A 25346-nucleotide genomic window follows, 5' to 3' on the forward strand; every position below is an offset into this window, starting at 1 on the left:
GGCTCACACCGGGACATCCGGTGCCCGACAAGCGACCATCGTAGTGAGCTCAGGCGACCGCCTTCTTCTGGCGACTCCGAGTGGCAACTTCAACCGCGGATGGCGGGAAAGACGCGCATGCCGCGACAGCAGAACGGGAGTACGTTGAAGGGCAATCGCGAGGGCCTCCGTGCACGACGGGTCCCGCCGTTTGATGATGTCGACGTGGCGAATTCGCACGGAGTTCCACAGCATTCTTCGAGGCATCTTCCCAGGAGTTCGGGCTGGTGCCGATAATCTCACTGACGCTGTAAACGCTGCATTCAGTGTCCTGCGTGGCCATGATTAGGAGAGGCGATTCCCGCACCTCGGTCATTTCATCATAGGCACCGACGCGCCAACCGTCGTCGCTGCCCTCGGAGCCGCGCGTCCCGGCTGGTTAGCGGCCGGTGGAGATTTTTCGGATGTTGTGCGCCCGCCACCTATCTCGCAGGCGTTCGTTCCTAACGAAGGCCGGCGCTTAATGCTCGTGGAGCGATTGGCCTCGTTACGAGCGCTGTACAGCCAACTATCGCCGCTTTTCCCAACGCGATGTTGTCAAGGACGGAGCCGAAACTCTTCGCTCGAGTCGGCATTACCCTTCAAATCTCTACCTGCGCTCCCAGTTCGATGACGCGATTGGGCGGAATCTTGAAGTAATCAGCCGCGTCGCGAGCGTTGCGAGACATCGCGGAATACAAGGCCTCCCGCCATAGCGCCATGCCGGCTTTCGGCGTGGCGAGGACGGTCTGGCGAGCGATAAAGAAGGAGGTTTGCATCGGGTCAATCGAGAGTCCAGCATGCCGACCTTCTTGCAAAGCGCGCGGTATGTCGCGCTCATCCGAGAACCCATAGTAGACGTTGACTTGATAGCAGTTGTGTCCATGCGGGACCACCTTGATGCGTTCCCTATCCGGAACTCTGGGGATGTCGGTGGCGTACACAGTCAAAAATATCGTTCGTTCATGCAGCACCTGGTTATGCAGCAGGTTATGCAACAGCGCATGGGGTACGCCGTCACCTTCTGCACGGAAGAATACGGCCGTACCAGGCACGCGTAGTGGTGGATTGATGAAGAGCGACTGCAGGAAGTCGTCGAGAGGAATGAGTTGGCGTTGGAGGCTTTGGAATACCAGTTCGCGCCCCCTTCGCCACGTCAGCATGAGCATGACCATCAGCGCACTGATTGTTAGCGTAAACCAGCCGCCGCTAATGATTTTCAAACTCGTGGAAGAGAACAAAGCGACGTCAATCGTCAAAAAGAATCCGGTCGCGGCGACCGACAGCAACAGCGGGAATTTCCAGCCGAAACGAACAACGAAGAACGTCAGCAGCGTCGTCGTCAACATCGTAGCGGTCGCAGCAATGCCATAGGCCGAAGCCAGATTGGAAGACGAGCCGAATCCCACAACGGCCAATATGACAGCCGTGAGCTGGAGCCAATTGACGAGCGGGATGTAGATTTGCCCCTTGTGACTTTCAGAGGTCTGGAGGATACGCATACGGGGCAGGAAGCCCAGTGCAATAGCTTGCTGGGTCACTGAAAATGCACCAGAGATTGTCGCCTGCGATGCGATAACCGTCGCCATCGTCGAGAGCACTACGAGCGGATAGACGCTCCAAGGGCCAAGTTGCAGAAAGAAAGGATTCGAAACCGCTGCCGGATTCGATAACAACAACGCGCCTTGCCCGAGGTAATTGAGTGCCAGCGCGGGAGCGACGATAGAGAACCAGGCCAGGCGAACTGTCTTCTTGCCAAAATGGCCCATATCGGCATACAGCGCTTCCGCACCCGTGAGCGCCAGGACAACCGCACCGAGCGCGACGAAGGCCAACCACCCGTTGTGGATGAGAAAGCCGAGGGCGTGGAGCGGATTGAAGGCAATCAGAATGACCGGGTTCTTGGCGATATTAGCAACGCCCATCGCAGCAAGCGTAATGAACCAGACCAGCACAATTGGGCCGAACCATTTTCCGATACCGGCTGTGCCCCTGCGCTGCAACAAGTACAGCGCAACAAGAACGGCCAATGTCACAGGGATAACATACGGCTTAAGAGCAGGCGCGGCCACTTCCAGCCCTTCAATGGCCGACAAGACTGAAATGGCTGGCGTAATTACACCGTCGCCGAAAAACAGCCCTGCGCCGACCATGCCAAGCAGCATCACCGGATAGTACCAACGGGATTTCTGAGTGACGGACGATAGCGCTAACGCGGTCATCGCCATAATGCCGCCTTCCCCTCGGTTGTCCGCCCGCAAAACAAGAGTTACATACTTGAGCGAAATCACGATTATGAGGCCCCACAAAATCAGCGAGACCACCCCCAGCACATTGACAGGGACAGGCGAAAGACCGTGATGTTTCGCGAATACCTCCTTCATTGTGTAAAGCGGACTGGTTCCAATGTCGCCATACACAATTCCGATGGCAGCCAGCGTTAGCGCAGCAATGCTATTTTTATTGGAGTCTGAAGTCACGACGCCGCCTCATTGTTGAGCCTCAAGGCATGTAACTGCGGAGCGAACTGCTGCTCCAGCCCACTACGAAACTTCTGCAACCGTCGCATCGCATCCGACCGCAACCGACTACAAGTCATTGCAGACACTGCCACGTCGCTGTGCTCTACGGATTCCGATATTAACTTCTCGTCGTCTTGGGCTGACTACATCGGATGGCACAGAACGCGTCGGCCATAACAATTGAATTGTTAACGTCAGTCCGGAATCAAGTCGCCGAGGCAACAGGATGATGACCCGTCCATTTTCCAGTTACCACGCATCGGCTGTCACGGCGACTCAGTGCAGCGACGCGATTCCGGCCGCGCCCACAGCGGGCAGGCCCAACAGAGGAAAGCAGCGACGCATGCGGTGAAGAGGATTCCGCCTTGACCGTGGCCGCGCATGAATGGGTTCAACCCGCCATACCAAGCCTCTACAAAGACAATGACGAAGGCAACCACAGTTGTTAGGATTCTTGCCCGCCGGGAGCCAAAAACGGTCGCCGCTCGCAGAAGCTTCGTCCGCATGAACAGGTAAACGGCAAGTGCCGCAAGCAGCCCCTCCATGGTCCAGAACGCCTGGTCCCTTCCTCTGATGAGATAGTCGACTCCATCGTACCAACCGATGAACAATGTAATCGCGAAGGCGCCGATTGCAGCCAAACCGATGATGACGTGAGCTTTCACAGGGCTGTCTCCATTCTGTTCAAGGCAGAACAACGTCCCGGCGAGTATATCTCGCGCAGTGAATGACTGGGAGTCCGGGCGGAGCCAGCATGTGTCGACCGCTATGGACAATGGTGAGGTCAGACAAGCACTTCGTTCCGATGACTCCGAGTGGCAACTTCAACCGCGGACTGGCGGGAAAGACGCGCATGCCGCGATAAATACCTGTATGAATGTACAGTACTCTACAGGCGAAAACGGTATCTGTGAACCGCAGACTCCTCGCGTCGACAGCCAGGCCAATTGGTCGGCCTCGAGGTGTGGAGTCGCAGGCTTGGTAAAGGAGGTGCAGCATGAGAGCGGATGTTTGGGTCCGGGAGGCCCAGCGAGAATCGAGTCTTGTCGATGCGCTGTTTAAAGCGCGCAATCTGATTTCCATGCACAACGGCATCACTGTGCGGTGCGACGGCGAGGAATGGGCGCTGGACTTCGGTCAGGAGTTTGAGGCGATTGACGCAGCTTTAAAGACGGCCGGAATCGACGTCACACGCCTTCGGCAGTGAGACGACACCGCATGTAGAGGTCAAGTGATGCAAGCGGATCAGTTTTGTGGATACGCGCTATGGGGGCATGCGATAAAACCGCATGAAAACATCCGTCACTCCCCGCGGTTTGCAGCGAGCGGCACCATCACGTGCGACAAAAAGTTCGTCGAAGCGTCGGGAGTTCTTGGTCTGTTTGACGCCGCGCAGGACGCAGAAGAAGCTGGACTAGCATGGGCGCGCGCCTGGATTGACAGCCACGCATAGCGAGACCGATTTAGCCGACGATAAGAGCTGAGATGCCGGACGAAGCCTTGCTTGTCCGACGCACACTGCGCTGACGGCTCTGTGCCCATCTTGCCTCACTCGAAGCGACAGGCCTTGAACATCGCTTCCATTTCCTGAACGAAGCCGGATGCATCGAGTGCGGCAACTACTCTTTTGACCCGTCCTGTAAGCCCTTCCTCGCGTCCGGGACTATGCCGAGCATGCGAAGCGTGTCTTGTATGACGTCGACCTCAGCCAGCATGCGCTCCTTGGAGCCAACAGGAAGGTCCTCCGGCATCATCTTCCCTTGCGCTTTACGAATGGCATCGACGGTCACGCAGAATGCGAAGGCCGCTAGATAATCGTTGTCCTCCACGTCTTGTCTCTGTCGATAACCACAACAGGCTAGATATCGACCGAATTTCACCTTTCTTGATGGCATTGGAATGTTTACTCAAAGAGGTTCGGGCAATCCCCGGTTCGCCCGGCACGTCAACAGATGCGAGCTGACCAGCACCGCGGATACGCGCTTTTGGAATATGCAATAACGCAGCCGGAGGACATCATCCGGAATGTAATGAAGCCGCTTCTGAACGAAGAGAGGTTCGTTGGGCTGCTGCGTCAGGAAGCAATTGGAAGCATACCGAAGGTGCTTGACAACGAATCCGGGAGCAACCGTGAACAGTGCAGATATGCAGGCGGATACCGCGCCGCTGCGCCCGGCGTTCTCGCCCGACCTGATGACGCTGAGTGTTGATGTACTTCGGCCGCATCGTCCACTTCCCGTGTCCGCCATCTCTGGCAAAAAATATCTTCAGGTCCTGGCGTCGGTCTACTCGACACTAAGATGGCTGACGCCTCTCAGGCAGATTGAGGCCGCGGAGCTCATGTGTAGCCAGGCCAACTTCACATCAGCATTTGCAAAGGCAATCAGGTCAACGACACCGGTGGAGCAATTGGTAACCCGGGTGCGCCGGCCAAGACGCGATGCAACGGAGGCTTCATTGCAGATTGCGCAGTTGGAGCATGAGATAGCCACGCTAGAGGCAAGTCACTCAGAGGCCGAGGAAACGTACAGCGTCGAGCATTTTGAGCTGGCTGTTTCCTTGGCCTTTATCGCCAGACTCCTTAATAACGATGCAATCTCGACGTGGTTGCATGAGCATTACGACCACCTATGGGGACAACTCGAAGCCGTTGCAAGCGAAGCTGCCTAAAAGAAGTAAAACCAAGCGCGCCGTACATACCATCGCCTGGTTATGCGGCGCTCGTCGAAACGGACCGCGACTCGCAAGTTGCGCATAATCTTCCTTGAGCTTGCGTCGGGTTCACCCATGGCCTCAGCTGTGGAGGAACTGTTGAACACGAGCGCATCTCGGTTAGCGTTCAATGCGAACGCCCGTGACCGCCGCCACCGCCCCAGTATCGGCCGCCGCCGCCCATACCACGCCCTGGGTATCCGTGCCCGCCCCAACTGCCATGACCGCCCCAACCGCCCCGATATCCATGGCCCCAATAGCCGTGGTGGCCCCAGTAGCCGTACCGGCTCCCGCCATAACAGCATCCGCCCCAGTAGCCGAAGCTCAGTGACACCGATGGTCCCCACCACGCGGGCCAGCCGTAGTACGGATACGCGACGGGGTAATACGCAGGCACGACGAAGACGGGCGCGGCTGGTGCGATATAGGTGTTCGCCGATGCGGTTACATCTGACGCGGCCGCACCGGTCGCGGCTGCGTCGGTCACCGAGAAAGGATATTGCTGCTGCGGCGCTGCCGCTGGCACTTCGCCGTACGGAACGTAGCCGTAGGGCACGTAGTAGTAGCAACCGGACAAAGCAGCGGACAGGACCACCACTGCAACGACGCCGCCCGCACGCGACGTTGCATCCAGCGTTTTCATAACCAGCTCCGGGGTCCGACGCGACGTAACGTGTGCCGCGGCTTTAATACAGCTAGCTTACTCCAGCAAGCAGGATGCCTGGCGTCGCGGGGTTCCTACGCAACTGGCTGCGGCCGCCGGGAACGGTCTCGAACGTCGGCCATTCATCAGTGGTCGTCGGGGCGGGGGCTCGCTTCGGAGAGTTACGCCTGTAAAACGCTTTCGCTTAGAGCGCGGAGTGTGGCGCACGGACACGTCTTGCCCTGGCCGAATACCCCACTACTGCGAATGCGTTCGACGGCGGCAGGCTCGGCGATGGCCTTCACGCCACAGCGGCCGAATCCCTCAACCGTCGGCCACCCCGGCTGGGACACATCAGGCTGAGTCATCGCGAGCATCCTGTTTTCGAATCCAGTCGCGAGTATTCGCCGTCACCCAGAGCAACGGCGTCATCATGGTCGTAGACAAAGTTCTGATGCCGAAGTAATAGGACAAGCACTCAGCGTCAGGCGCTCGAATCAAGCGTAACGATGTCATTTTTGGTGCCGGGCCACGACTCACTCACATGCCTCGCATCTGGACGCAGCAAATGTCTGCCCTGTTTGCATTGGAGTGGCTGCTTGCGATTTGCCGCTGCGCAACCAGTCAGGCTTTAGCGGCATACGAGACTTTGGCGTGGTTGACGAACGCGCCTGCATCAAAGGAGAAATACCATGGAAAAGTTGGCGACGAAAGTTCTGTTCGCGCGTGTCGCTGTCGCATCACTCTGCGCGTGCGCCGCGACGCTTGCGCAGGCTGGCGGGAATGGCAACGGTGGAAATGGCAGCGGCGGCGCCCACGGTGCTGCAACCGCAGGGATGACGTACCACAGCGAGCCCGTCTCGAGCCCCTGGAACCGGGTTCCTGGCGACATGAGCAAGAGCGCGGACACGGCTCATAGGGATATGCCCGGCATGACTCCCGACAACAGCGCCATGTCTAAAGAAACTGGGCAGTAAATGCTTGAAGTGTTGCCGGCGCCAGAAGGCTCATGGTCTGCGCGCCCGGCAACATCTTTGCAAGTAGCCGCTACGTCAGGTGCGGAAGGCCGTTGCCCCCTTGTCGGTTTCCTGGACTAAAATTCGCGGCACCGCTGGTGCAGGAAGAGCCTTACCTAGGGCCAGTCAGTCGGAAGGCGCAATCGCCGGTTGCGCTCACAGCTCTGTTCAGCGAGCCGGCAGTCCTGGTAACCGCATGAAGTTTTCGATGAGCCGCAGCAAGTCCGTTTCGTCCGGCCGCGTACCCCATCGGCTGTATCCCGCAACGGATGCAATGGCAAACCAGGAATGCGGCGGAAACCATTCTGCCCGCACTGTTACGCCGCCGATAATTCGCAGTCGGCCCGTATCGCTAAGAAATTCAGCGTGAATTTTTTCGCCGCCGACGGTTGTGCTGGCAATTACTGGCGCGGACCGAAACATGAAGCCCTCCTGCGGTTTCCGACTGCTGAAAGTGGATGCTTATGTGGTAGCTCTCCCGAAGAAAACGAATATCACCCAGGCGTTTGTATCAACACGTCGAGTCGGCGGCTAAAACCAGCGTTACTGGTAGCACTGCGTATCGAGAGGCAATTTGCATGCCCAACTGAACAAACGCCCGATAGACGGGCTTTTGCCCAATTTGCATTTGCTATTGGTTCTGGTAAGGGGCAGTTGCGCTTGTCGGATGCACGAAAGTGAACAACGAGGCACCCGTTCTGTGCTGCGCAACGCGCCGGCGGTAACCGGACGATTGTCGTCACAAAGAGGAGCGGAACCGCGTGAAGTGACCAACCACGCTGATGGCAGGCCACACAGAGCTTGGCAAGGCCAACCAGGCCTCTGACGATGGCTCACCGACGGAAGATGCCTCGCTTAATCAACGTCCCTGAAAAGCGGGAACCGCTCAAATAATCCACACTATTGAGGCGCAGATGGTGCTGATTAACGCGCACACATCGCAACCGTCCCAGTTAATGTTCGAGACTGGAAGGTCAACGACAGGCAGGCGTGCACATCTAGTTCGAAGCCTGGTGCGACGTCGGCGTATGCGGGGGCATTTGACCTGGTGTCAACATAAGGGCCCGACAAGGTAATCCAGGTATTGCCCTTATCGACCAACCGCCGTGCGGTTCGCAAGGCGTCCGACGATAGGCCATCAGGTTGCGGAACGTGGGCGATATGGTCAATCACGAGGGGGCACGGTAAAGGCGATAAAATCCGCTCTATCTCAGGATAGCCGCGCACCCTGAATGACAAGCTCGATATGCCAACCAAGAGGAGCAATCCGCGCAGCAAGCGGTTGAACCATATCGACGGTCGCGGCCCCGGGATAGCTGAGATTGAATCGAATCGCGCGAATTCCACCACTGTGAAGACTCTGCAATTCCTGGTCGGTAACGGTGTTATCGACGACGGCCACGCCTCGCGCATTTGCGCCAAAGCGTTTAAGCGCGTCAAGCGTCACACGATTGTCCGTTCCGTAGGTTGACGGAGTAACCACGACGTTCCTCCTGACGCCAAGGCGCTGCTGCAACGCGCGATACTGCTCGACCGTTGCATTCGGCGGCCGCAGAGTCGTGCCCGGCGCAGCCGGAAACTGGTCGTCATAGATATGCATGTGACAATCGACAGCGCCAGCTGGTAGCTGGAAAGCGGGACGCTCCGAACCACTTGACCACGACTCCCCGGCGAACACACTCTGAGGCAACACGCAGGCCGAAACCAGCGCGCCCGTGAACTGCAGGAACTCACGTCTTGACGGGCTATGCATGCTAGACGGCCTCGGTCTTGCCAGCAATATGCCGATTGCGACCGTTGCGCGTCAGAAGAAGAAGCGTAGCAACGCTTACAAGTGTCAGAACGGCGAGCGGCATGAGCGCCAGCGCGTAGCTGCCCGTGGCATCCTCGACCCACGCATAGACGTTCACCATGAGACCGCCGCCAAGCAGGTTGGCAATTGCGTTAATCGTCGCGAGACCCGCCGCCGCTGCGCTGCCCGACAGCATGTCTGTCGCGAGTGCCCAGAAAGGTCCTTTGAAGGAATAGGCACCCACCAGCACTGCACAGAGCAGAAACATCGTCGACAAAAGCGAGCCACTCAATGATGTTCCAAAGAGACCCAGGCCAATCAGCGCATGGGTACGACAGTGTGCCAACGGCGCTCCTGTACACGGTCCGAACGACGCCCCAGTAAACCACGAAGACACAGGCCAAAGCGTATGGGACACAATCGCCAAAGCGACCGACTCTAGCGCAGCAGCCATTTTTATGAATGGCGCACACTTTGTTGCACGCGAACCGACGGTTTCGACTTCGAGCAAACTTTGCTGTGCGCTCATAGGGGCAAAAAAAAGGCGTCACGTTACCGTGACGCCTTGAAAAGTTCTAGCCATTCCGAGGGCCGTGCTAGAACCTGAGAGACGGTATTTCGAATATTGGCGGGTGACCGCACATGCATAAGCGGTGCTCAACACAGACGGCGCCCGCAGACCAGTATCAAAGTGGGTGGGTACGCGCTGCTGGCCACAGGGCCCAGCCACCGAAACTTAAAGGCGGAAACTCGTCGCCTGATACCGGCTATCGAAATGAGGTTCCATTTTTTCCGGTAACGCTGACTTAGTCAAGCAAAATCTCGGGGCCTTGAGGGCGGCGCCGGAAATTATTTCTCTACAATAATCAGAGGAAGAAAATATGGCCATGCTCGCTTTCGGCTAGCGGCGTTTCAAGCCGGACGCATTGCGGTTAAGCGCCCCGATAAGCCAATAATCTGAAATAACGTTCCACAATTCACATGAACCCACGCAAGCGACTCAACACCTTCGCCGACCCCGTCAAGGAAAAAGACGGCTCCGGCGACGAGGTCACCGCGCTGGCTCGGGGTCTGACGGTGCTCCGCTCGATTGCCGCCGCGGACGCGCCGCTCAGCAACCGCGAGTTGACAGAACTCACTGGCATTCCCAAGCCGACCGTCTCGCGTATCACCGCGACACTCGTGAGCACCGGCTTTCTGTTCCGGCTGCCCGACAGCGAGCGCTTCGTGCTGACCTCGTCGGTGCTTGAACTGAGCAACGGCTTTCTGCGCAACTTCGACATTCGCGCGCGTGCCCGCCCGTTTCTGATCGAACTCGCGGAGCGCACCCGGCTCTCGGTGCATCTCGCCGTGCGCGACCGCCTCGACATGGTGGTGATCGACGTGATCCGGCCACGCTCGGCCGTGCTCGTGTCGCGCCTCGAGGTCGGCGCGCGGATGAGCCTGAGCCGCACCGCGATCGGCCGCGCCTACCTGGCGGCGCTCGACGAACCGGATCGCATGAAACTGCTGACCGGCTTGCAGGCCGCCGAAGGCGATGACTGGGGCCACGTCGGCGGCCCGCTTGAAACGGCGCTGCAAGAAACGATCGAGCGCGGCTTCGCGATCGCGACCGGCGAATGGCACGACGGACTGAATGCGATCGCGCTCGGCTTCACCGGCCCTTCGGGCGAGCGTTACGCGGTCAACTGCGGCGGCTCGGCCGACCAGTGCCCGCGCGACTGGCTCATCAACCGCGCCGGACCCAATTTGATCGATTGCGTCGCGCGAATCGTGCTGGAGATCGGCGGGACGCCCGGGCGCCGCCTCCACGACTGAACCACGGAAGTGCCGCGAACACGCTGCCCGCGCAGCAGCGAGCCCTCCTACATCCTGTAACCGGCGTAATCAAAAGAAAAATACGCGGGTGGACTGTTACAGAGCGCGGGACGTAGGATCATGCATTCCTGTCGCGGAGGCGCCCGCGCGGTCGGACCTCGGGGCGTTCGTCCCGGTGCGCCGCCGCCTGACCGCACGCGCGTCCCGCAGCACTGTGCATGCATCGTTGGCCGCGTCTCAGGTAGCATCGCGCTGAACATGCGCGGGCCGCCCGCTGTCGAAACCGCCTGTCGTGCCATCCGCACGCTCAAGCGCCAGGCGCTAATGCGGCACAATCGCGCGAACGCCTCACTTCCAAGCCAGTCACTGACCGAACCGATGGACGAACAACAACAGCATTCGGAAACTTCACGCCCCTCCGCTCCGGTTTCCCCGACGCCCGCCAGCGGCGCGCCAGACCGTCCGTCGCACAAACACGATAAGCGGGACACGCCGCCGGGCGTCGTCAGAACGCATCGCGGCCGCAATATCGCACTCATTGTCGCCGCGCTCGCGATTCTCGGCTTCGTGCTGTGGCGCTGGCATCCGTGGGGCTCGCCGGGCGGCGCCGCCGCTCCGGGCGCAAGCGGCACACACAGCGGACGGCCCGGCCGCGGCGGCCCGGGCGGCATGGCGAACATGCCGCAACCCGTCCATGTGGCCACGGCGACGCAAGGCGAGATGCCTGTCGTGTTGACCGCGCTCGGCACCGTCACCCCGCTTGCCAGTGTGACGGTATTGCCGCAACTGAGCGGCACGCTGCAGGACGTGTATTTCAAGGAAGGCCAGATGGTTAAGAAGGGCGACCTGCTGGCGCAGATCGACCCGCGCCCGTATCAGATCTCGCTCGACAACGCGCAAGGCACGCTCGCGCGCGACGAGGCGCTGCTGCAAACCGCGCGTCTGGACCTCAAGCGCTATCAGACGCTGCTCTCGCAAGATTCGATCGCGAGCCAGCAGGTCGATACGCAGGCATCGCTCGTGCGCCAATATGAAGGCACCGTGAAGTCCGACAAGGCCAACGTCGACACCTACAAGCTCGACCTGGTTTATGCGCGAATCACCGCGCCGGTGTCGGGGCGTGTCGGCTTGCGGCAGGTGGATCCGGGCAACTACGTGACGCCGAGCCTGACCAACGGCATCGTCGTGATTACGCAGTTGCAGCCGATCAGCGTCATCTTCACCACCTCTGAAGACAACCTGCAGCAGATTCTCGAGCAGACGCAGACCGGCACGAAGCTTTCGGTCACCGCGTACGACCGCAGCAACACCACGTCGCTCGAAGGCGGCTCGCTCGAGACGCTCGACAACCAGATCGACACCACGACCGGCACCGTCAAGCTGCGTGCGATCTTTCAGAACAACAAGAACCTGTTGTTTCCGAATCAGTTCGTGAACACACGGTTGCTCGTCAATACGATCAAGGACGCCGTGATCGTGCCGACATCGGCTGTGCTTAACGGCTCGATGGGCCAGTTCGTGTATGTCGTGAAGCCTGACAACAGCGTCACGGTACGCCCGGTGAAAATCGGCCCCGTCGACGGCGAGCGCACCAGCATCAAGTCGGGTCTGCAAGTGGGCGAGCGCGTCGTGATAGACGGTTCGGACCGCCTGAAGGAAGGCGCGAAGATCACGATTCCGGCGGACAAACCGCGCGGCGCCTCCGGCGCGCGCGGTGCAAGCGGTGCAAGCGGGGCAAGCGGTGCAGGCAGCGCAGGCGCGGCCTCGGGCGCCTCGGGTGCCTCCGGTGCACGCCCGCATCACGGCAAGCACGCGGCGCAAGCTTCGCAATAAGGGCACGGCACTTACCGCATGAATCCATCCCGCGCCTTTATTCTGCGTCCCGTCGGCACCGCGCTGCTGATGGCGGCGATCATGCTGGTCGGCCTCGTCGCGCTGCGCTTCTTGCCGCTTTCAGCGCTGCCGCAGGTCGACTATCCGACGATCCAGGTGCAAACGTTCTATCCGGGCGCGAGCCCGGACGTGATGACGTCGTCGGTCACCGCGCCGCTCGAACGTCAGTTCGGGCAGATGCCCTCGTTGAATCAGATGTCGTCGCAAAGCTCGGCCGGCTCGTCGATCATCACACTGCAGTTCAGCCTCGATCTGCCGCTCGATATCGCCGAGCAGGAAGTGCAGGCCGCGATCAACGCGGCGGGCAATCTGCTGCCCTCGGACCTGCCCGCGCCGCCGATCTACGCAAAAGTCAATCCCGCGGATGCGCCGATCATCACGCTCGCCATCACGTCGAAAACATTGCCGCTCACGCAGGTTCAGGATCTCGCCGACACCCGTCTTGCGCAGAAAATCTCGCAGGTCGCGGGCGTGGGCCTCGTGAGGCTGTCGGGCGGCCAGCGCCCGGCCGTGCGAATTCAGGCGAACCCGCGCGCGCTCGCCGCCTATGGGTTGAATCTGGACGACTTGCGCACCACGATCTCGAACCTGAACGTCAACACGCCGAAGGGCAACTTCGACGGCCCAACGCGCAACTACACGATCAACGCGAACGACCAGTTGACCGACGCCGACGCGTACAGGAGCGCGGTGGTCGCGTACAAGAGCGGCCGTCCGGTGATGTTGACCGACGTCGCCACCATCGTGCAGGGCGCGGAAAACACCAAGCTCGGCGCGTGGGTCGACGGCACGCCCGCGATCATCCTGAATGTGCAGCGCCAGCCGGGCGCGAACGTGATTCAGGTCGTGGACAGCATCAAGAAACTGCTGCCTCAGTTGCAGCAATCGCTACCGGCCGCACTCGAGGTGCAGATCGTCACCGACCGCACCACTACGATCCGCGCTTCGGTGCGCGACGTGCAGTTCGAACTGGCCATGTCGGTCGTGCTCGTCGTGCTCGTCATGTACCTGTTTCTCGCCAACGTCTACGCGACCGTCATTCCGAGCCTGTCGGTACCGCTCTCGCTGATCGGCACGCTCGCGGTGATGTACCTGTGCGGCTTCTCGCTGGATAACTTATCGCTCATGGCCTTGACGATTGCGACCGGCTTCGTGGTCGACGACGCGATCGTGATGATCGAGAACATCGCGCGCTATGTCGAAGAAGGCGAAGCGCCGCTCGAAGCCGCGCTGAAAGGTTCGAAGCAGATCGGCTTCACGATCATTTCGCTGACCGTCTCGCTGATCGCCGTGCTCATTCCGCTGCTCTTCATGGGCGACGTGGTGGGCCGCCTGTTCCATGAGTTCGCGATCACACTCGCGGTGACCATCGTGATCTCGGCAATCGTGTCGCTCACGCTCGTGCCGATGATGTGCGCAAAACTGTTGCGCCACACGCCGCCGCACGAGAGCCACCGCTTCGAGGCGCGGGCGCACCGCACGATCGACTGGGTGATCGCCCGTTACGCGGTCGCGCTCACATGGGTACTGGGTCGGCAGCGCGCCACGCTGGTCGTTGCGGTGCTGACGCTCGTGCTGACCGCGCTGCTCTACGTGTTCATTCCCAAGGGCTTTTTCCCGGTGCAGGATACGGGCGTGATCCAGGCGATCACGCAGGCGCCGCAGTCGGTATCGTATGCGTCGATGGCCGAGCGCCAGCAGGAACTCGCCGCGCAGATTCTGAAGAACCCGGACGTGGAAAGCCTGACTTCCTTCATCGGCGTGGACGGCAGCAATATCACGTTGAACAGCGGCCGCATGCTGATCAACCTGAAGCCGCGCGACGACCGCAGCAGCACCGCAAGCGAAGTGATCCGGCAGCTTCAGAAGGACGTCGCGCATATCGCGGGCGCGTCGCTCTACATGCAGCCGGTGCAGGACCTGACGATCGATTCGACCGTGAGCCCCACGCAGTACCAGTTCATGCTGACCGACCCGAACATGGCCGAATTCACGACCTGGGTGCCGAAACTCGTCGAGCGGTTAAGGCAGTCGCCGGAACTCGCGGACGTCGCAACCGACCTGCAAGACAACGGCCAGTCGGTCTACATCGAGATCGACCGCGCCACCGCGTCGCGTTATGGCATCACGCCCGCCACCGTGGATAGCGCGCTATACGACGCATTCGGCCAGCGCATCGTCTCGACTATCTTCACGCAGTCGAACCAGTACCGCGTGATCCTGGAAGCGCAGCCGTCGATGCAGCACTACACCGAGTCGCTCAATTCGATCTATCTGCCCTCTTCCACTTCGTCGGGCGGGCAAGTGCCGCTCTCCGCGATCGCGAGATTCATCGAGAAACCGGCCCCGCTGCTCGTCACGCACCTGAGCCAGTTCCCCGCCACGACGGTGTCGTTCAACCTCGCGCCCGGATCGTCGCTTGGCGCGGCCGTCAAGGCGATCGAACAGGCGGAAAAGGACATCGGCTTGCCGGCCTCGTTCCAGACGCGCTATCAGGGCGCGGCGCTGGCGTTCCAGGCGTCGCTATCGAACGAACTGTTCCTGATTCTCGCGGCCATCGTCACGATGTATATCGTGCTCGGCGTGCTGTATGAGAGCTTCATCCACCCGATCACGATTCTTTCGACGCTGCCTTCCGCAGGCGTGGGCGCATTGCTCGCGCTGCTGATCACCGGCCACGACCTGGACATCATCGGCATTATCGGCATCGTGTTGCTGATCGGCATCGTGAAGAAAAACGCGATCATGATGATCGACTTCGCGCTTTATGCGGAACGCGAGGAAGGCAAGGCGCCGCGCGAAGCCATTTACCAGGCGTGCCTGCTGCGCTTCCGGCCGATCCTGATGACCACGCTCGCCGCGCTGCTCGGCGCGCTGCCGCTGATGCTCGGCACCGGCGCCGGTTCCGAATTGCGCCGCCCGCTCGGTATCGCGATTGCCGGCGGCCTGATCGTCAGCCAGTTGCTGACGCTCTTCACCACGCCGGTGATCTACCTCGCGTTCGATTCGCTGGCCCGCCGCACGCGCGAGCGCTTCAACCGTGGCGGTCCGTCGCACGGCGGTCCGTCGCCGGGCGCCACGCCACCCGCCACGGACGCAGGGAACTGATGCGATGAACCTGTCGCGTCCGTTTATTTCGCGCCCCGTCGCCACCACGCTGCTGGCAATCGGTATTGCGCTGTCCGGCATCTTCGCGTTCATGAAGCTGCCCGTTGCGCCGCTGCCGCAGGTCGATTTCCCGACCATTTCGGTCCAGGCATCGTTGCCGGGCGCGAGCCCGAACACGGTGGCGACCAGCGTAGCGAGTCCGCTCGAACGGCATCTCGGTTCGATAGCCGACGTCACGGAAATGACGTCGACGAGTTCGGTCGGCTCTACGCGCATCACAATGCAGTTCGGTCTGAACCGCAACATCGACGGCGCGGCGCGCGACGTGCAAGCGGCGATCAACGCTGCGCGCGCCGATCTGCCGGCGAGCCTGCGTAGCAATCCGACCTACCACAAGGTCAATCCGGCTGACGCGCCGATCATGATTCTCGCGCTCACGTCAAAGACGCTCACCGCCGGCCAGCTCTACGACTCCGCGGCCACGGTGCTGCAGCAGTCGCTGTCGCAAGTGGACGGTGTGGGTGAAGTGGACGTGAGCGGCTCGGCCAATCCGGCGGTTCGCGTCGAACTGGAGCCGCAGGCGCTGTTTCACTACGGCATCGGTCTCGAAGACGTGCGCGCGGCGCTCGCCGCCGCGAACGCGAACAGTCCCAAGGGTTCGATCGAGTTCGGCCCGAACCGCGTGCAGATCTATACGAACGACCAGGCGAGCAAAGCGTCGCAGTATCGCGACCTCGTGATCGCCTATCGCAACGGCTCGGCGGTCAAGCTCTCGGACGTGGCCGAAGTCGTCGATTCCGTCGAAGATCTGCGCAACCTCGGGCTCTTCAACGGCAAGCGTTCGGTGCTCGTGATCCTGTACCGCCAGCCGGGCGCGAACATCATCGAAACCGTCGACCGCGTCACGGCAATGCTGCCGCAGCTGCATGCGTCGCTGCCGGCCGACGTCGACATCTCGCCCACGTCCGACCGCTCGGTCACGATCCGCGCGTCGCTGAAAGACACCGAGTACACGCTGATGATCGCGGTCGCGCTGGTCGTGATGGTCGTCTTCCTGTTCCTGCGCAACTGGCGCGCCACGCTGATTCCGAGCGTGGCGGTGCCGATCTCGATCATCGGCACGTTCGGCGCGATGTATCTGCTCGGCTTCTCGATCGACAACCTCTCACTGATGGCGTTGACGATCGCGACCGGGTTCGTCGTGGACGACGCCATCGTGGTGCTGGAAAACATCTCACGGCATATCGAGAACGGCGTGCCGCGCATGAAGGCCGCATTCATCGGCGCGCGCGAAGTCGGCTTCACGGTCATGTCGATCAGCATCTCGCTCGTCGCCGTATTCCTGCCGATTCTGCTGATGGGCGGCATCGTGGGCCGGCTGTTCCGTGAATTCGCGCTGACGCTGTCGCTCGCGATCGGTGTGTCGCTGATCGTCTCGCTCACACTCACGCCAATGATGTGCTCCCGCCTTCTGCGCGAGCCCCGGGAACAGAAAGAGGAAGGCCGTTTTGGACGCTGGCTCGAACGCGGTTTTGCGTCCATGCAACGTGGCTACGAACGCACGCTCGGCTGGGCGCTGCTGCATCCGCGCCTGATCCTCACAATTCTGCTCGCGACCATCGGCCTGAATGTCTGGCTGTATATCATCGTGCCGAAGGGCTTCTTCCCGCAGCAGGACACCGGGCGGCTCATCGGCGGCATTCAGGCCGACCAGAGTACGTCTTTCCAGGCCATGAAAGGCAAGTTCGCGCAGATGATGGAGATCGTCGGCAAGAATCCGGCGGTCGACAGCGTGGTCGGCTTCACGGGCGGGCGGCAGACCAATTCGGGCTTCATGTTCGTGTCGCTCAAATCGAAGGGCGAGCGCAAGCTTTCCGCCGACGAGGTGATCCAGCAACTGCGCGCGCCGCTTGGCGACGTAGCCGGCGCACGCACGTTCCTGCAATCGGTGCAGGACATCCGCGTGGGCGGGCGGCAATCGAATGCGCAGTATCAGTTCACTTTACTCGCCGATTCGACACCCGACCTGTATCTGTGGGGACCGAAGCTCACCGAGGCGCTGCAGGCGCGCCACGAACTGACCGACGTGAATTCCGACCAGCAGCAAGGCGGCCTCGAAGCGATGGTGACAATCGACCGCGCGAGCGCGTCGCGACTTGGCATCAAGCCCGCGCAGATCGACAACACGCTATATGACGCCTTCGGCCAGCGCCAGGTATCGACGATCTACAACCCGTTGAATCAGTATCACGTCGTGATGGAAGTCGCACCGAAATACTGGCAGAGCCCCGACATGCTGAAGCAGATTTACGTCAGCACGTCGGGCGGCAGCGCGAGCGGCGCGCAGACCACCAACGCGCCTGCGGGCACGGTGACGAAAGCGACCACCACCACGTCGTCCACGAGCGCCTCGGCGGGCGGCACGGCGGGCACCACGGCGTCGAGCGCCGCAACGATTGCCGCCGATTCCGCCCGTAACCAGGCGATCAATTCGATCGCCACGAGCGGCAAGTCGAGCGCTTCGTCGGGCGCGGCCGTGTCGACCTCGAAGGAGACCATGGTGCCGCTGTCGGCGATTGCGAGCTTCAGTCCCGGCAATACACCGTTGTCGGTGAATCACCAGAGTCAGTTCGTGGCCTCGACGATCTCGTTCAACCTGCCGCCCGGCGTGTCGCTGTCCACGGCAACCCAGGCGATCTACGAGACCATGGCTCAAATCGGCATGCCGGCGACGATCCACGGCAGCTTCCAGGGCACGGCGCAGGCATTCCAGCAGTCCATGTCGGACCAGCCGATTCTGATTCTGGCCGCTCTCGCCGCGGTGTACATCGTGCTCGGCATTCTCTACGAGAGCTACATTCACCCGCTGACCATTCTGTCGACGCTGCCGTCGGCGGGCGTGGGCGCGTTGCTCGCGCTGCTGCTCTTCAAGACGGAGTTCAGCATCATCGCGCTGATCGGCGTGATTCTGCTGATCGGCATCGTCAAGAAGAACGCGATCATGATGGTGGACTTCGCTATCGAAGCGTCGCGGCAAGGCCGGTCGTCGCGCGACGCGATTCACGAGGCGTGCCTGCTGCGTTTCCGTCCGATCATGATGACCACGTTCGCGGCGATGCTCGGCGCAGTGCCGCTCGCGTTCGGCCGCGGCGAAGGCGCGGAGTTGCGCGCGCCGCTCGGCATTGCGATTGTCGGCGGGCTGATCGTGAGCCAGATGCTGACCTTGTACACGACGCCGGTGGTTTATCTTTACATGGACCGGATTCGCGTTCGCTGGGAGTCGAGGAAAGCGCGCAGAAGCGGTATTGCTCCGTCTGCATGATGCATGGCGTGATGCGTGCACGGCATCGCGCATGCGCGGGGCACCGCACTGCGATCAAACACGCACTGCGGCCGCGCAATGCCCCTTCACCGCTGCAAGCGGCCTCACAGTTTCTGGTCTATAGCGAGCAGAAAAATGCGCCGCCATTGCCTGGCTTGCCGTTCGCTCTGCATAGGCAAGTGCCACACGCCATGCGCGGCGTCCTTCACTTTCAGCGCAACTTGCCATTGCGCGCCTTCGCGCACCAGGTCGGCCCCGCGCAGATCGGCAAAGATATAAGCGCCCTGCTCCGGGCCAAGATAAACCTCACACAGACGCTTGCCCGACGCGAGCCGCACCGAGCCCCAAGTGCCGTCGAGCCGGTGCGTCCAGTTGCCGTCGCGAATATTCGGTGCGACTTCCTTGCGGCGGCGCAACCAGTACGCGACGGCGGCAATCAGCAGCAAGGCGGCCAGCACCGCCACGCTGACGGCGACCGCCGTGCCGAAGGCCGACTGCAACGCATAGAACGCGCGCACCGCGCCATACACCAGCGCAATCAGCGCCAGTAGTGCAACAATGATCGGCATTGCGAGCTCCCGACGAAAAAGCCTTACGGCTGCTTGTGCGTCGCGGCCCAATCCTTCACCGCCTTAAGCGTATTCTCGACGTGCTTCTCCGGCGAAAGGCTCGTGTATTCGTAGATGATCTTGCCGTCCGGCGCGATCACGTATGAGACGCGATTGGCCATCGAACTATGCATCGGCAAGCCCGCGTCGTATGCGCCGATCACTTTCGACTCCGCGTCCGCGGCAACCGGGAATTTGCTGCGGCACTCGCTCACCGAGAATTTCGTCAACGTGTCGATGTTGTCGTGCGACACGCCGATCACGGTCGCGCCATATTTCTTGTATTCGTCGACGGCCTCGGCGAATTCATGAGCCTCGATCGTGCAGTCCTTCGTGAAAGCGGCCGGGTAGAAGTACAGCACCACCGGTCCCTTCTTCAGCTCGTCGGCAAGCGAATAGGTGTACGTCTTGCCGCCGAGCGACGCCTGTGTGGTGAACTGCGGTGCCGCTTCGCCCGGCTTGAGCGTCGCGCAAGCCGCTAACGAATACGCGGCGAACGCCACCGACACGGCAGCGGCCAGCGCCGCCGGTATGACTTTTCTTTTCATTTGCTGATCCTTTGAGCGTTGATGCACACGATTCCGGCGACGAGTCTACGGCCTCGCCGTTCCAGCGCGACCATGGTCGCCCAGGCTCGATCCGGGCGCCTTTCAAGCAGCCTGGACAGCCCGAAGCGGCAAAGCCGGACATGAACGACCGGCCTTGCGCTCTATTGGACCACGTACACGGAGAATACGTGCGCCGCACCTCGCGGGATGCAAGCATCGGCGCCGATCAGGCGGCCGCTTCTTCCACATGCGCGCCGAACCACGCGGCCGCGGAGAGATTGAGCTCGGCGAGTACCTCGGGCGTGAGCGCGGCGAATTCCGGCGGCGCATCGGGTCCGAGCGCGATCGACGCCGCGTCGCCGCCTTCGCCCGCCACCTGGGCGATGCGCAACAGCGTGCCGAGCGCCCCGCGATGCGTCACGATCGCCTCGCGGATCTGCGGCGCAAGACCGAGCTTTTCCAGCACCGCCTTGGGCGTGCTGCCGAGCAGCACATGTACGAGCGAGAAAATGCCGGTCATGAATGCGGCATCGGCGAATTCGTCGTCGGCGGGACGCATCCAGCCTGCCGCCAGTTCCATGAAGCGCGAACGGGTGCCGGCCAGTTGCACAAGCGGATCGGCGCGCCACGGCAAATCGCCGCTGTCCGCATAAAGCAGCAGTTGCGCCCAGCGCGCGATCTGGCGCGTCCCCGTGGCGATGATCGCCTCGCGCAACGACGCGATATTGCGCCCGAGACCGAATGCGCTCGAGTTCACGAGACGCAACAGTTGCACGACGACGCTGGGGTTCAGCTTCAACTCGGCTTCGAGTTCGACGATACCCGCATCGCGCGACAGTAGCGCGAGCAGCCGCAAGAGGCTCGGACGCGGCGACCGGTTGCGCGGCGCGGCCAGCACCTGGGGCCGCGCGAAGAAGTAGCCCTGAAACAGATCGAAGCCGAGATCGCGGGCGAGCGTGAAGTCCTCGCGCGTCTCCACCTTTTCGGCTATCAGCGTCTTGCCGTAGCCGCGCATGGCGGCGGCGAGTTCGGGCAGATGCGCTCGCTTGGTCTGCAAAAAATCGATCTTGACGATGTCCGCATGCGGCAACATCGCGAGCAGCTCGTCGGACAGCTCGCTGACGTCGTCGAGCGCGACCTGGAAACCGCTGCGCCTCAGTTCGTTCAGCCGGCGTGCGAGTTGCGCATCGAACTTCACCGTTTCGAGTATCTCGAGCACGAAGCGTTCGGGCGGCATGACGTGGACAATGTCGTCGAAGAGCATCGCCCGATCTATATTCACGAAGCCGCGATGCCGCCCGAGTACCGCAGGCACACCGATTCCGCCGAGGGCGCGCGCCACCACCTGCGCCGTCGCCTGAGCGTCGTCGGTGACTTCGGCATAGTTATGGGCGCCGGCCCGGAACAGCAGTTCGTATGCGTTGAGCGCGCCCAGGCGATCGAGGATCGGCTGCCGTCCAAGATAGACGAACTGGGGCGCGGACGCCCGGTCGCCGTCCTCGCCGGACGAGTCGCGCACCTCGATGCGCCGGGCAGTGGCCCGGACCAAATGAAGTTCAGACATGGATCATCGGTGCAGCTTGTCGAAATGTGGCGCGGCAGCGGCGCGCCGCCACCGCACAAGGGGTTTGCCGTATTAACGGACGCCGGGTCGCCGCACTTTAACGCAATCGCCGGAACCCGCGGCCATGGCGGCTCGCCGTCCCTTACGAAAAGTTTTTCTCGCTCGCCGGCTAAAGATTCCGGGACGCGAGCCGTTATCTTGTTCTGATGGGGCGGCCTGCTACTTTTTGACCGCCTTCACCAGGCGAAAAGCAAGCCGCTCCGCCTGCAGACGAACACAGGTTGCCAGCGACAAACATGGAAGCGAACAGGATCACCGCGCCCCGCCGGGGCTCCTTGCGCACGGTCGTCGACCGGCTTCTTGCGCTCGGCCGCCGCGTGGACGACACGCCGCAAGCAGCCCCGCCCCCGCCGCCGCAAATGGAACAGGTGGTGGGCGCCGTCGATCTGCTCGCCCACGTGGACAGCGAACTGCGCTTTATCTATGTGTCCGACGCGAGCCTGCGCTTTATCGGCTATCACCGCGAGTATCTCGAGACGATCACGCTACATGAACTGGTGGCGCAGGCCGATGTGGCCCGCCTCGACGCGCTGCTTGCCCGCGCGTCGGTTTCGGGCAACGTGGAGAAAGCCACGCTCGGGCTCATCAAGTCGCTCACCTACCCGATCACCGTGGAGTTGCGCGTGGTGCGCAGCAGCCACAACGGCATCGGCGGCTATGCGATTGCCGGCTTCGACGTGTCCGCCTGGCGTGCGAGCGAGGAGCGCCTCATCCAGGCACTGCATCTGGATCGCCTGACCAACCTCGCCAATCAGTCCGCGCTGATTCCCGCCGTGCTCGAGGCCCAGCAGCAAGCCGACGCCCACGGCACGCCGGCCGCGCTGCTGCTGCTCGACATCGACGACTATCAGCGCGTGAACCGCGCGCTCGGCTACGATGCCGGCGACGAGATGCTGCGCGACACCGCGCGGCGTCTCATGAACATGACGAGTCCGAGCGAGACAGTGGCGCGCGTGGCAAGCGACGAGTTCGCGATCCTTGTCAAGCCCGCTGCGAACCGCACCGACGCGGCCGCCGCCGCCGAAACGCTGGCCCGGCGCCTGTTGACCGCGATCCAGCAGCCGTATGTATTTAGCGGCCAGCAAGTGCATCTTTCGGCGAGCATCGGCATCGCGCTGTATCCCGATGTGCGCCACGCCAACGACACCGCGGCCCACGACACGCATCTGCTGCGCTGGGCCGACCACGCGTTGTTGCAGGCCAAGGCGGCCGGCGGCAATACGCTCGCGTTCTACGTGCCGGACGACAATCCCGCCGACGCGGAGCGCCTGAAACTGGAAGCGGATCTTTACGACGGCGTGCGCAACGGCGAGTTCTCGCTCCATTTCCAGCCGATCACGAGCAGCCGCACGCACGGCGTGGTCGGGGTCGAGGCGCTGATCCGCTGGCTGCATCCGGTGCATGGTCTCGTGCCGCCGTCGATGTTCATTCCGCTCGCGGAATCGATCGGCCTCATCAACTTCCTCGGCAACTGGGTGCTGAAAATCGCGTGCATGCAGTTGATCCAGTGGGACGCCAAGGGCATTTCGCTGCAATATGTCGCTGTCAACGTGTCGCCACAGCAGTTCCGCGATCCGCGTTTCAAGGACGCCGTGCGCGAAGCGATCAACCTGACCGGCATCGACCCGCGGCGCCTCGTGTTCGAAATCACCGAAAGCCTGCTGATGCACGACCCGGCACATGCAAAGGTGTTGCTGGAGGACCTGACCGCGATGGGCATCCGCTTTGCCGTCGACGATTTCGGCACCGGCTATTCGAGCCTGGCTTACCTGCAACGGTTTCCGCTTGCAAAGCTGAAGATCGACAGGAGTTTTGTCGAGAATCTGCTAACCTCCCGAAACGACCAGGCGATCGTCAGCGCGGTGGTCGGGCTCGCCCAGACACTCGACCTGGAACTGGTCGCGGAGGGCGTCGAAACCGAAGCGCAGCGCGCCCTGCTCACCGAGATGGGATGCGACCACATACAGGGCTGGCTCGTCTGCCAGGCGTTGCCTTCCGACGAACTGGCGCAGCGTTTCGAAGCGCGCTCGCTTCACCTGCACAGCGCCTAGCAGTGCGGGTCAAGCGCTTACGCAGCGGCACAAGCCGGCTTCAGGCCGGCGTGGCATTCATTGGAACATGTATGGCTTTTGCGGGACTCACATGGTAAAGGCGGCTGTGCTCGACCGGCTCTGGACGCGAATGAGCGAGCGCGGCGATTTCCCCATGCTGTCGCAGTCGCTGCGCACCACCATGGCGGCGATGAACAACGACGACCTCGACTTCACCGGCCTCGTGCAGGTGGTGCTCTCGGACTTCGCGCTCACGCAAAAGGTGCTGCGTCTCGCGAACTCGGCCATGTATATGGCTTTCGGCGGCAATATCACCACGGTGTCGCGCGCGCTGATGGTGCTCGGCATGGACGCGGTCGGCCATCTCGTCGTCGGCCTGAAGATCGTCGATCACTTTCATCACAGCGCGCCGCGCCGCATCGACGCGAAGCTCGAACTGAACCGCACGCTGCTCTCGGGCTGCGTTGCCCGCAAGCTGACCGAGCGCGGCGATCTGCGTGCCGGCGAGGAAGCCGTGGTCTGCACGCTGATGCGGCAAATCGGCAAGCTGCTGGTGGTCTTCTATCTCGACGCGGAATGGGATCAGATTCGCCGGCACATCGACAGCGGCACGCTGGAAACGGACGCATGTGTGCTGGTGCTCGGCGTGACGTTCGACGAAATCGGCGCCGAAGCCGCGGTGCGCTGGCGCCTGCCCGACATGATCCGCTCGGGCATGGGCGAGTTCGATCCGCAGGACACGGAGCAGCCGCGCCAGGTACAGTGGCTGCGCGCGATCACCAATTATTCGACGGCGGTCGCCGACGTCCTCACGCAGCAGAACGTGCCCGACTTCGAGCGCGAGGCACGCATCGCCGAACTCGCGCAGGAATATAGCCGCGCGCTCAACACCGATCCCGAAGTGCTGCTCGAAATGAGCGTCGCTCTTGCCCGCGAGGAAGGCGGCGACGGCGTGATGCGCGAAATTGTCGAACTGCGCGCGAACGCGGACGCAATGGCGCGCGAGGCGATGAACCCGGAAGCGCGCATTGCGGCAGGCGTCGAAGATCTGCGCGCCCTCCCCGACGGCAGTTCGCTCGCGCCGGCCCTCGGCATGGCTTCCGAAACGGTCCTCGCGGCGCTCGGCTTTGCGCGCACCGTGGTGTTCGTCAAGCACAGCAACGGCACCTTCCGCGCCCGCCTGGGTCTCGGCCCGAAGATCGACGCGGCGCTGCCCAAGCTCACGTTCGGTTCGGCGTTCGAACCCGACGTGTTCCACCTTGCTATAGCGAATTCGGTGGGCATCTTCATCGAAAACGCGCGCGATCCGAAAATGGTCGCGCGTCTGCCCGAATGGTTCCGCCGCTCTTTCGACGACGCCCGCGCCTTCGTGCTGTTACCGGTGGTGGATGAGACCGACCAGACTGTCGCGCTGCTTTACGGCGACTGGTCTCATACTCAGGAGCCACGTCGCATCTCGCAGAAAGAGATGAGCGTGCTGAACGAACTGGCCAAGGAGTTAGGCCGTTTTTTCGGCCTGGGGCAGATGCGGGAAATGGAGACGATGTAAAGACGTGGCGTGATCGTTGATCACGGTACGTGAGTCTCCTGCTTCTGCATTTGCCCGACGCCTGATTTTGCAAGTCAGATTCGCGATGCCGGTTTGCGCTGCATGCCGGCATCGCTCCAATC

Annotated in this window: 18 protein-coding genes and 2 pseudogenes; 10 read left to right on the forward strand and 10 right to left on the reverse strand. The window is 61.8% G+C overall.

Features of this window, described 5'->3' with window-relative positions:
* Positions 1-49: 49 nt before the first annotated feature.
* From JMY24_RS38315 to JMY24_RS08695, 3 genes are all read right to left on the reverse strand, one after another.
* On the reverse strand, positions 50-355 hold the full coding sequence (locus JMY24_RS38315; protein WP_328809179.1) for a dodecin family protein: 306 nt from the start codon (positions 353-355) through the stop codon (positions 50-52).
* 265 nt (positions 356-620) lie between these two features.
* Positions 621-2498 (reverse strand): potassium transporter Kup, encoded by a 1878-nt coding sequence (locus tag JMY24_RS08690; RefSeq protein ID WP_201701833.1) that lies wholly within the window; start codon positions 2496-2498, stop codon positions 621-623.
* A gap of 308 nt (positions 2499-2806) precedes the next feature.
* Positions 2807-3205 carry a hypothetical protein gene (locus JMY24_RS08695; protein ID WP_128594822.1) on the reverse strand — a complete coding sequence of 133 codons (399 nt, stop codon included), beginning with the start codon at positions 3203-3205 and terminating at the stop codon, positions 2807-2809.
* Positions 3206-3537: 332 nt separating this feature from the next.
* Here JMY24_RS08695 and JMY24_RS08700 point away from each other — a divergent pair, with 332 nt between their 5' ends.
* Both JMY24_RS08700 and JMY24_RS38320 read left to right on the forward strand, forming a co-directional pair.
* Entirely contained in the window at positions 3538-3747 is a 210-nt protein-coding gene (locus JMY24_RS08700) for a hypothetical protein (protein WP_128594821.1), read from the forward strand.
* 27 nt (positions 3748-3774) lie between these two features.
* Positions 3775-3993 carry a hypothetical protein gene (locus JMY24_RS38320; RefSeq protein WP_128594820.1) on the forward strand — a complete coding sequence of 73 codons (219 nt, stop codon included), beginning with the start codon at positions 3775-3777 and terminating at the stop codon, positions 3991-3993.
* Positions 3994-4159: 166 nt separating this feature from the next.
* Here JMY24_RS38320 and JMY24_RS08705 read toward each other — a convergent pair whose 3' ends face one another.
* Positions 4160-4369, reverse strand: coding sequence for a hypothetical protein (locus tag JMY24_RS08705; protein ID WP_128594819.1), 210 nt, complete (start codon positions 4367-4369; stop codon positions 4160-4162).
* Positions 4370-4670: 301 nt separating this feature from the next.
* Between JMY24_RS08705 and JMY24_RS08710 the strand changes: the two genes are divergently transcribed.
* Positions 4671-5210: a plasmid partitioning protein RepB C-terminal domain-containing protein gene (locus JMY24_RS08710; RefSeq protein WP_201701834.1), complete on the forward strand. Its 540-nt coding sequence runs from the start codon at positions 4671-4673 to the stop codon at positions 5208-5210.
* Between the two features lie 169 nt (positions 5211-5379).
* On the opposite strand, the gene JMY24_RS08715 is transcribed toward JMY24_RS08710, so the two are convergent.
* Positions 5380-5895 (reverse strand): hypothetical protein, encoded by a 516-nt coding sequence (locus tag JMY24_RS08715; protein ID WP_128594817.1) that lies wholly within the window; start codon positions 5893-5895, stop codon positions 5380-5382.
* A gap of 692 nt (positions 5896-6587) precedes the next feature.
* Here JMY24_RS08715 and JMY24_RS08720 point away from each other — a divergent pair.
* On the forward strand, positions 6588-6872 hold the full coding sequence (locus JMY24_RS08720; protein WP_128594816.1) for a hypothetical protein: 285 nt from the start codon (positions 6588-6590) through the stop codon (positions 6870-6872).
* A 1050-nt stretch (positions 6873-7922) separates the two neighbouring features.
* On the opposite strand, the pseudogene JMY24_RS08725 reads toward JMY24_RS08720, so the two are convergent.
* Positions 7923-8664, reverse strand: a pseudogene (locus JMY24_RS08725) (amidohydrolase family protein); the annotation flags it as partial.
* A gap of 1 nt (position 8665) precedes the next feature.
* Positions 8666-9119: pseudogene (locus JMY24_RS08730) on the reverse strand (MFS transporter); the annotation flags it as partial.
* A 565-nt stretch (positions 9120-9684) separates the two neighbouring features.
* On the opposite strand from JMY24_RS08730, the gene JMY24_RS08735 reads away from it, so the two are divergent.
* The 4 genes from JMY24_RS08735 (at position 9685) to JMY24_RS08750 (ending at position 18844) form a co-directional block, all read left to right on the forward strand.
* Entirely contained in the window at positions 9685-10521 is an 837-nt protein-coding gene (locus tag JMY24_RS08735) for an IclR family transcriptional regulator (RefSeq protein ID WP_128594814.1), read from the forward strand.
* 378 nt (positions 10522-10899) lie between these two features.
* Complete coding sequence (locus JMY24_RS08740; protein ID WP_201701836.1) at positions 10900-12354, forward strand: MdtA/MuxA family multidrug efflux RND transporter periplasmic adaptor subunit; 1455 nt, start codon at positions 10900-10902, stop codon at positions 12352-12354.
* Between the two features lie 18 nt (positions 12355-12372).
* Positions 12373-15522: an MdtB/MuxB family multidrug efflux RND transporter permease subunit gene (locus JMY24_RS08745; protein WP_201701838.1), complete on the forward strand. Its 3150-nt coding sequence runs from the start codon at positions 12373-12375 to the stop codon at positions 15520-15522.
* Positions 15523-15526: 4 nt separating this feature from the next.
* Complete coding sequence (locus JMY24_RS08750; protein ID WP_128594810.1) at positions 15527-18844, forward strand: efflux RND transporter permease subunit; 3318 nt, start codon at positions 15527-15529, stop codon at positions 18842-18844.
* Positions 18845-18948: 104 nt separating this feature from the next.
* Here the strand turns inward: JMY24_RS08750 and JMY24_RS08755 are convergent, their stop codons facing one another.
* The 3 genes from JMY24_RS08755 to JMY24_RS08765 form a co-directional block, all read right to left on the reverse strand.
* On the reverse strand, positions 18949-19413 hold the full coding sequence (locus JMY24_RS08755) for a hypothetical protein (RefSeq protein ID WP_128594809.1): 465 nt from the start codon (positions 19411-19413) through the stop codon (positions 18949-18951).
* A 23-nt stretch (positions 19414-19436) separates the two neighbouring features.
* Entirely contained in the window at positions 19437-20000 is a 564-nt protein-coding gene (locus JMY24_RS08760; protein WP_128594808.1) for a peroxiredoxin, read from the reverse strand.
* A 226-nt stretch (positions 20001-20226) separates the two neighbouring features.
* The gene (locus JMY24_RS08765) at positions 20227-21564 is read right to left on the reverse strand and encodes an EAL and HDOD domain-containing protein (protein ID WP_128594807.1); all 1338 of its coding nucleotides are present in this window, start codon (positions 21562-21564) and stop codon (positions 20227-20229) included.
* Positions 21565-21860: 296 nt separating this feature from the next.
* Here JMY24_RS08765 and JMY24_RS08770 point away from each other — a divergent pair, with 296 nt between their 5' ends.
* A complete protein-coding gene (locus tag JMY24_RS08770; protein ID WP_201701841.1) occupies positions 21861-23675 on the forward strand; it encodes a putative bifunctional diguanylate cyclase/phosphodiesterase in 1815 nt (604 codons plus the stop codon).
* A 91-nt stretch (positions 23676-23766) separates the two neighbouring features.
* A complete protein-coding gene (locus JMY24_RS08775) occupies positions 23767-25224 on the forward strand; it encodes an HDOD domain-containing protein (protein WP_128591730.1) in 1458 nt (485 codons plus the stop codon).
* The last annotated feature ends 122 nt before the right edge of the window (positions 25225-25346 follow it).

It is taken from the genome of Paraburkholderia kirstenboschensis (assembly GCF_904848585.1).
In the GTDB taxonomy this organism is placed as follows: domain Bacteria; phylum Pseudomonadota; class Gammaproteobacteria; order Burkholderiales; family Burkholderiaceae; genus Paraburkholderia; species Paraburkholderia kirstenboschensis.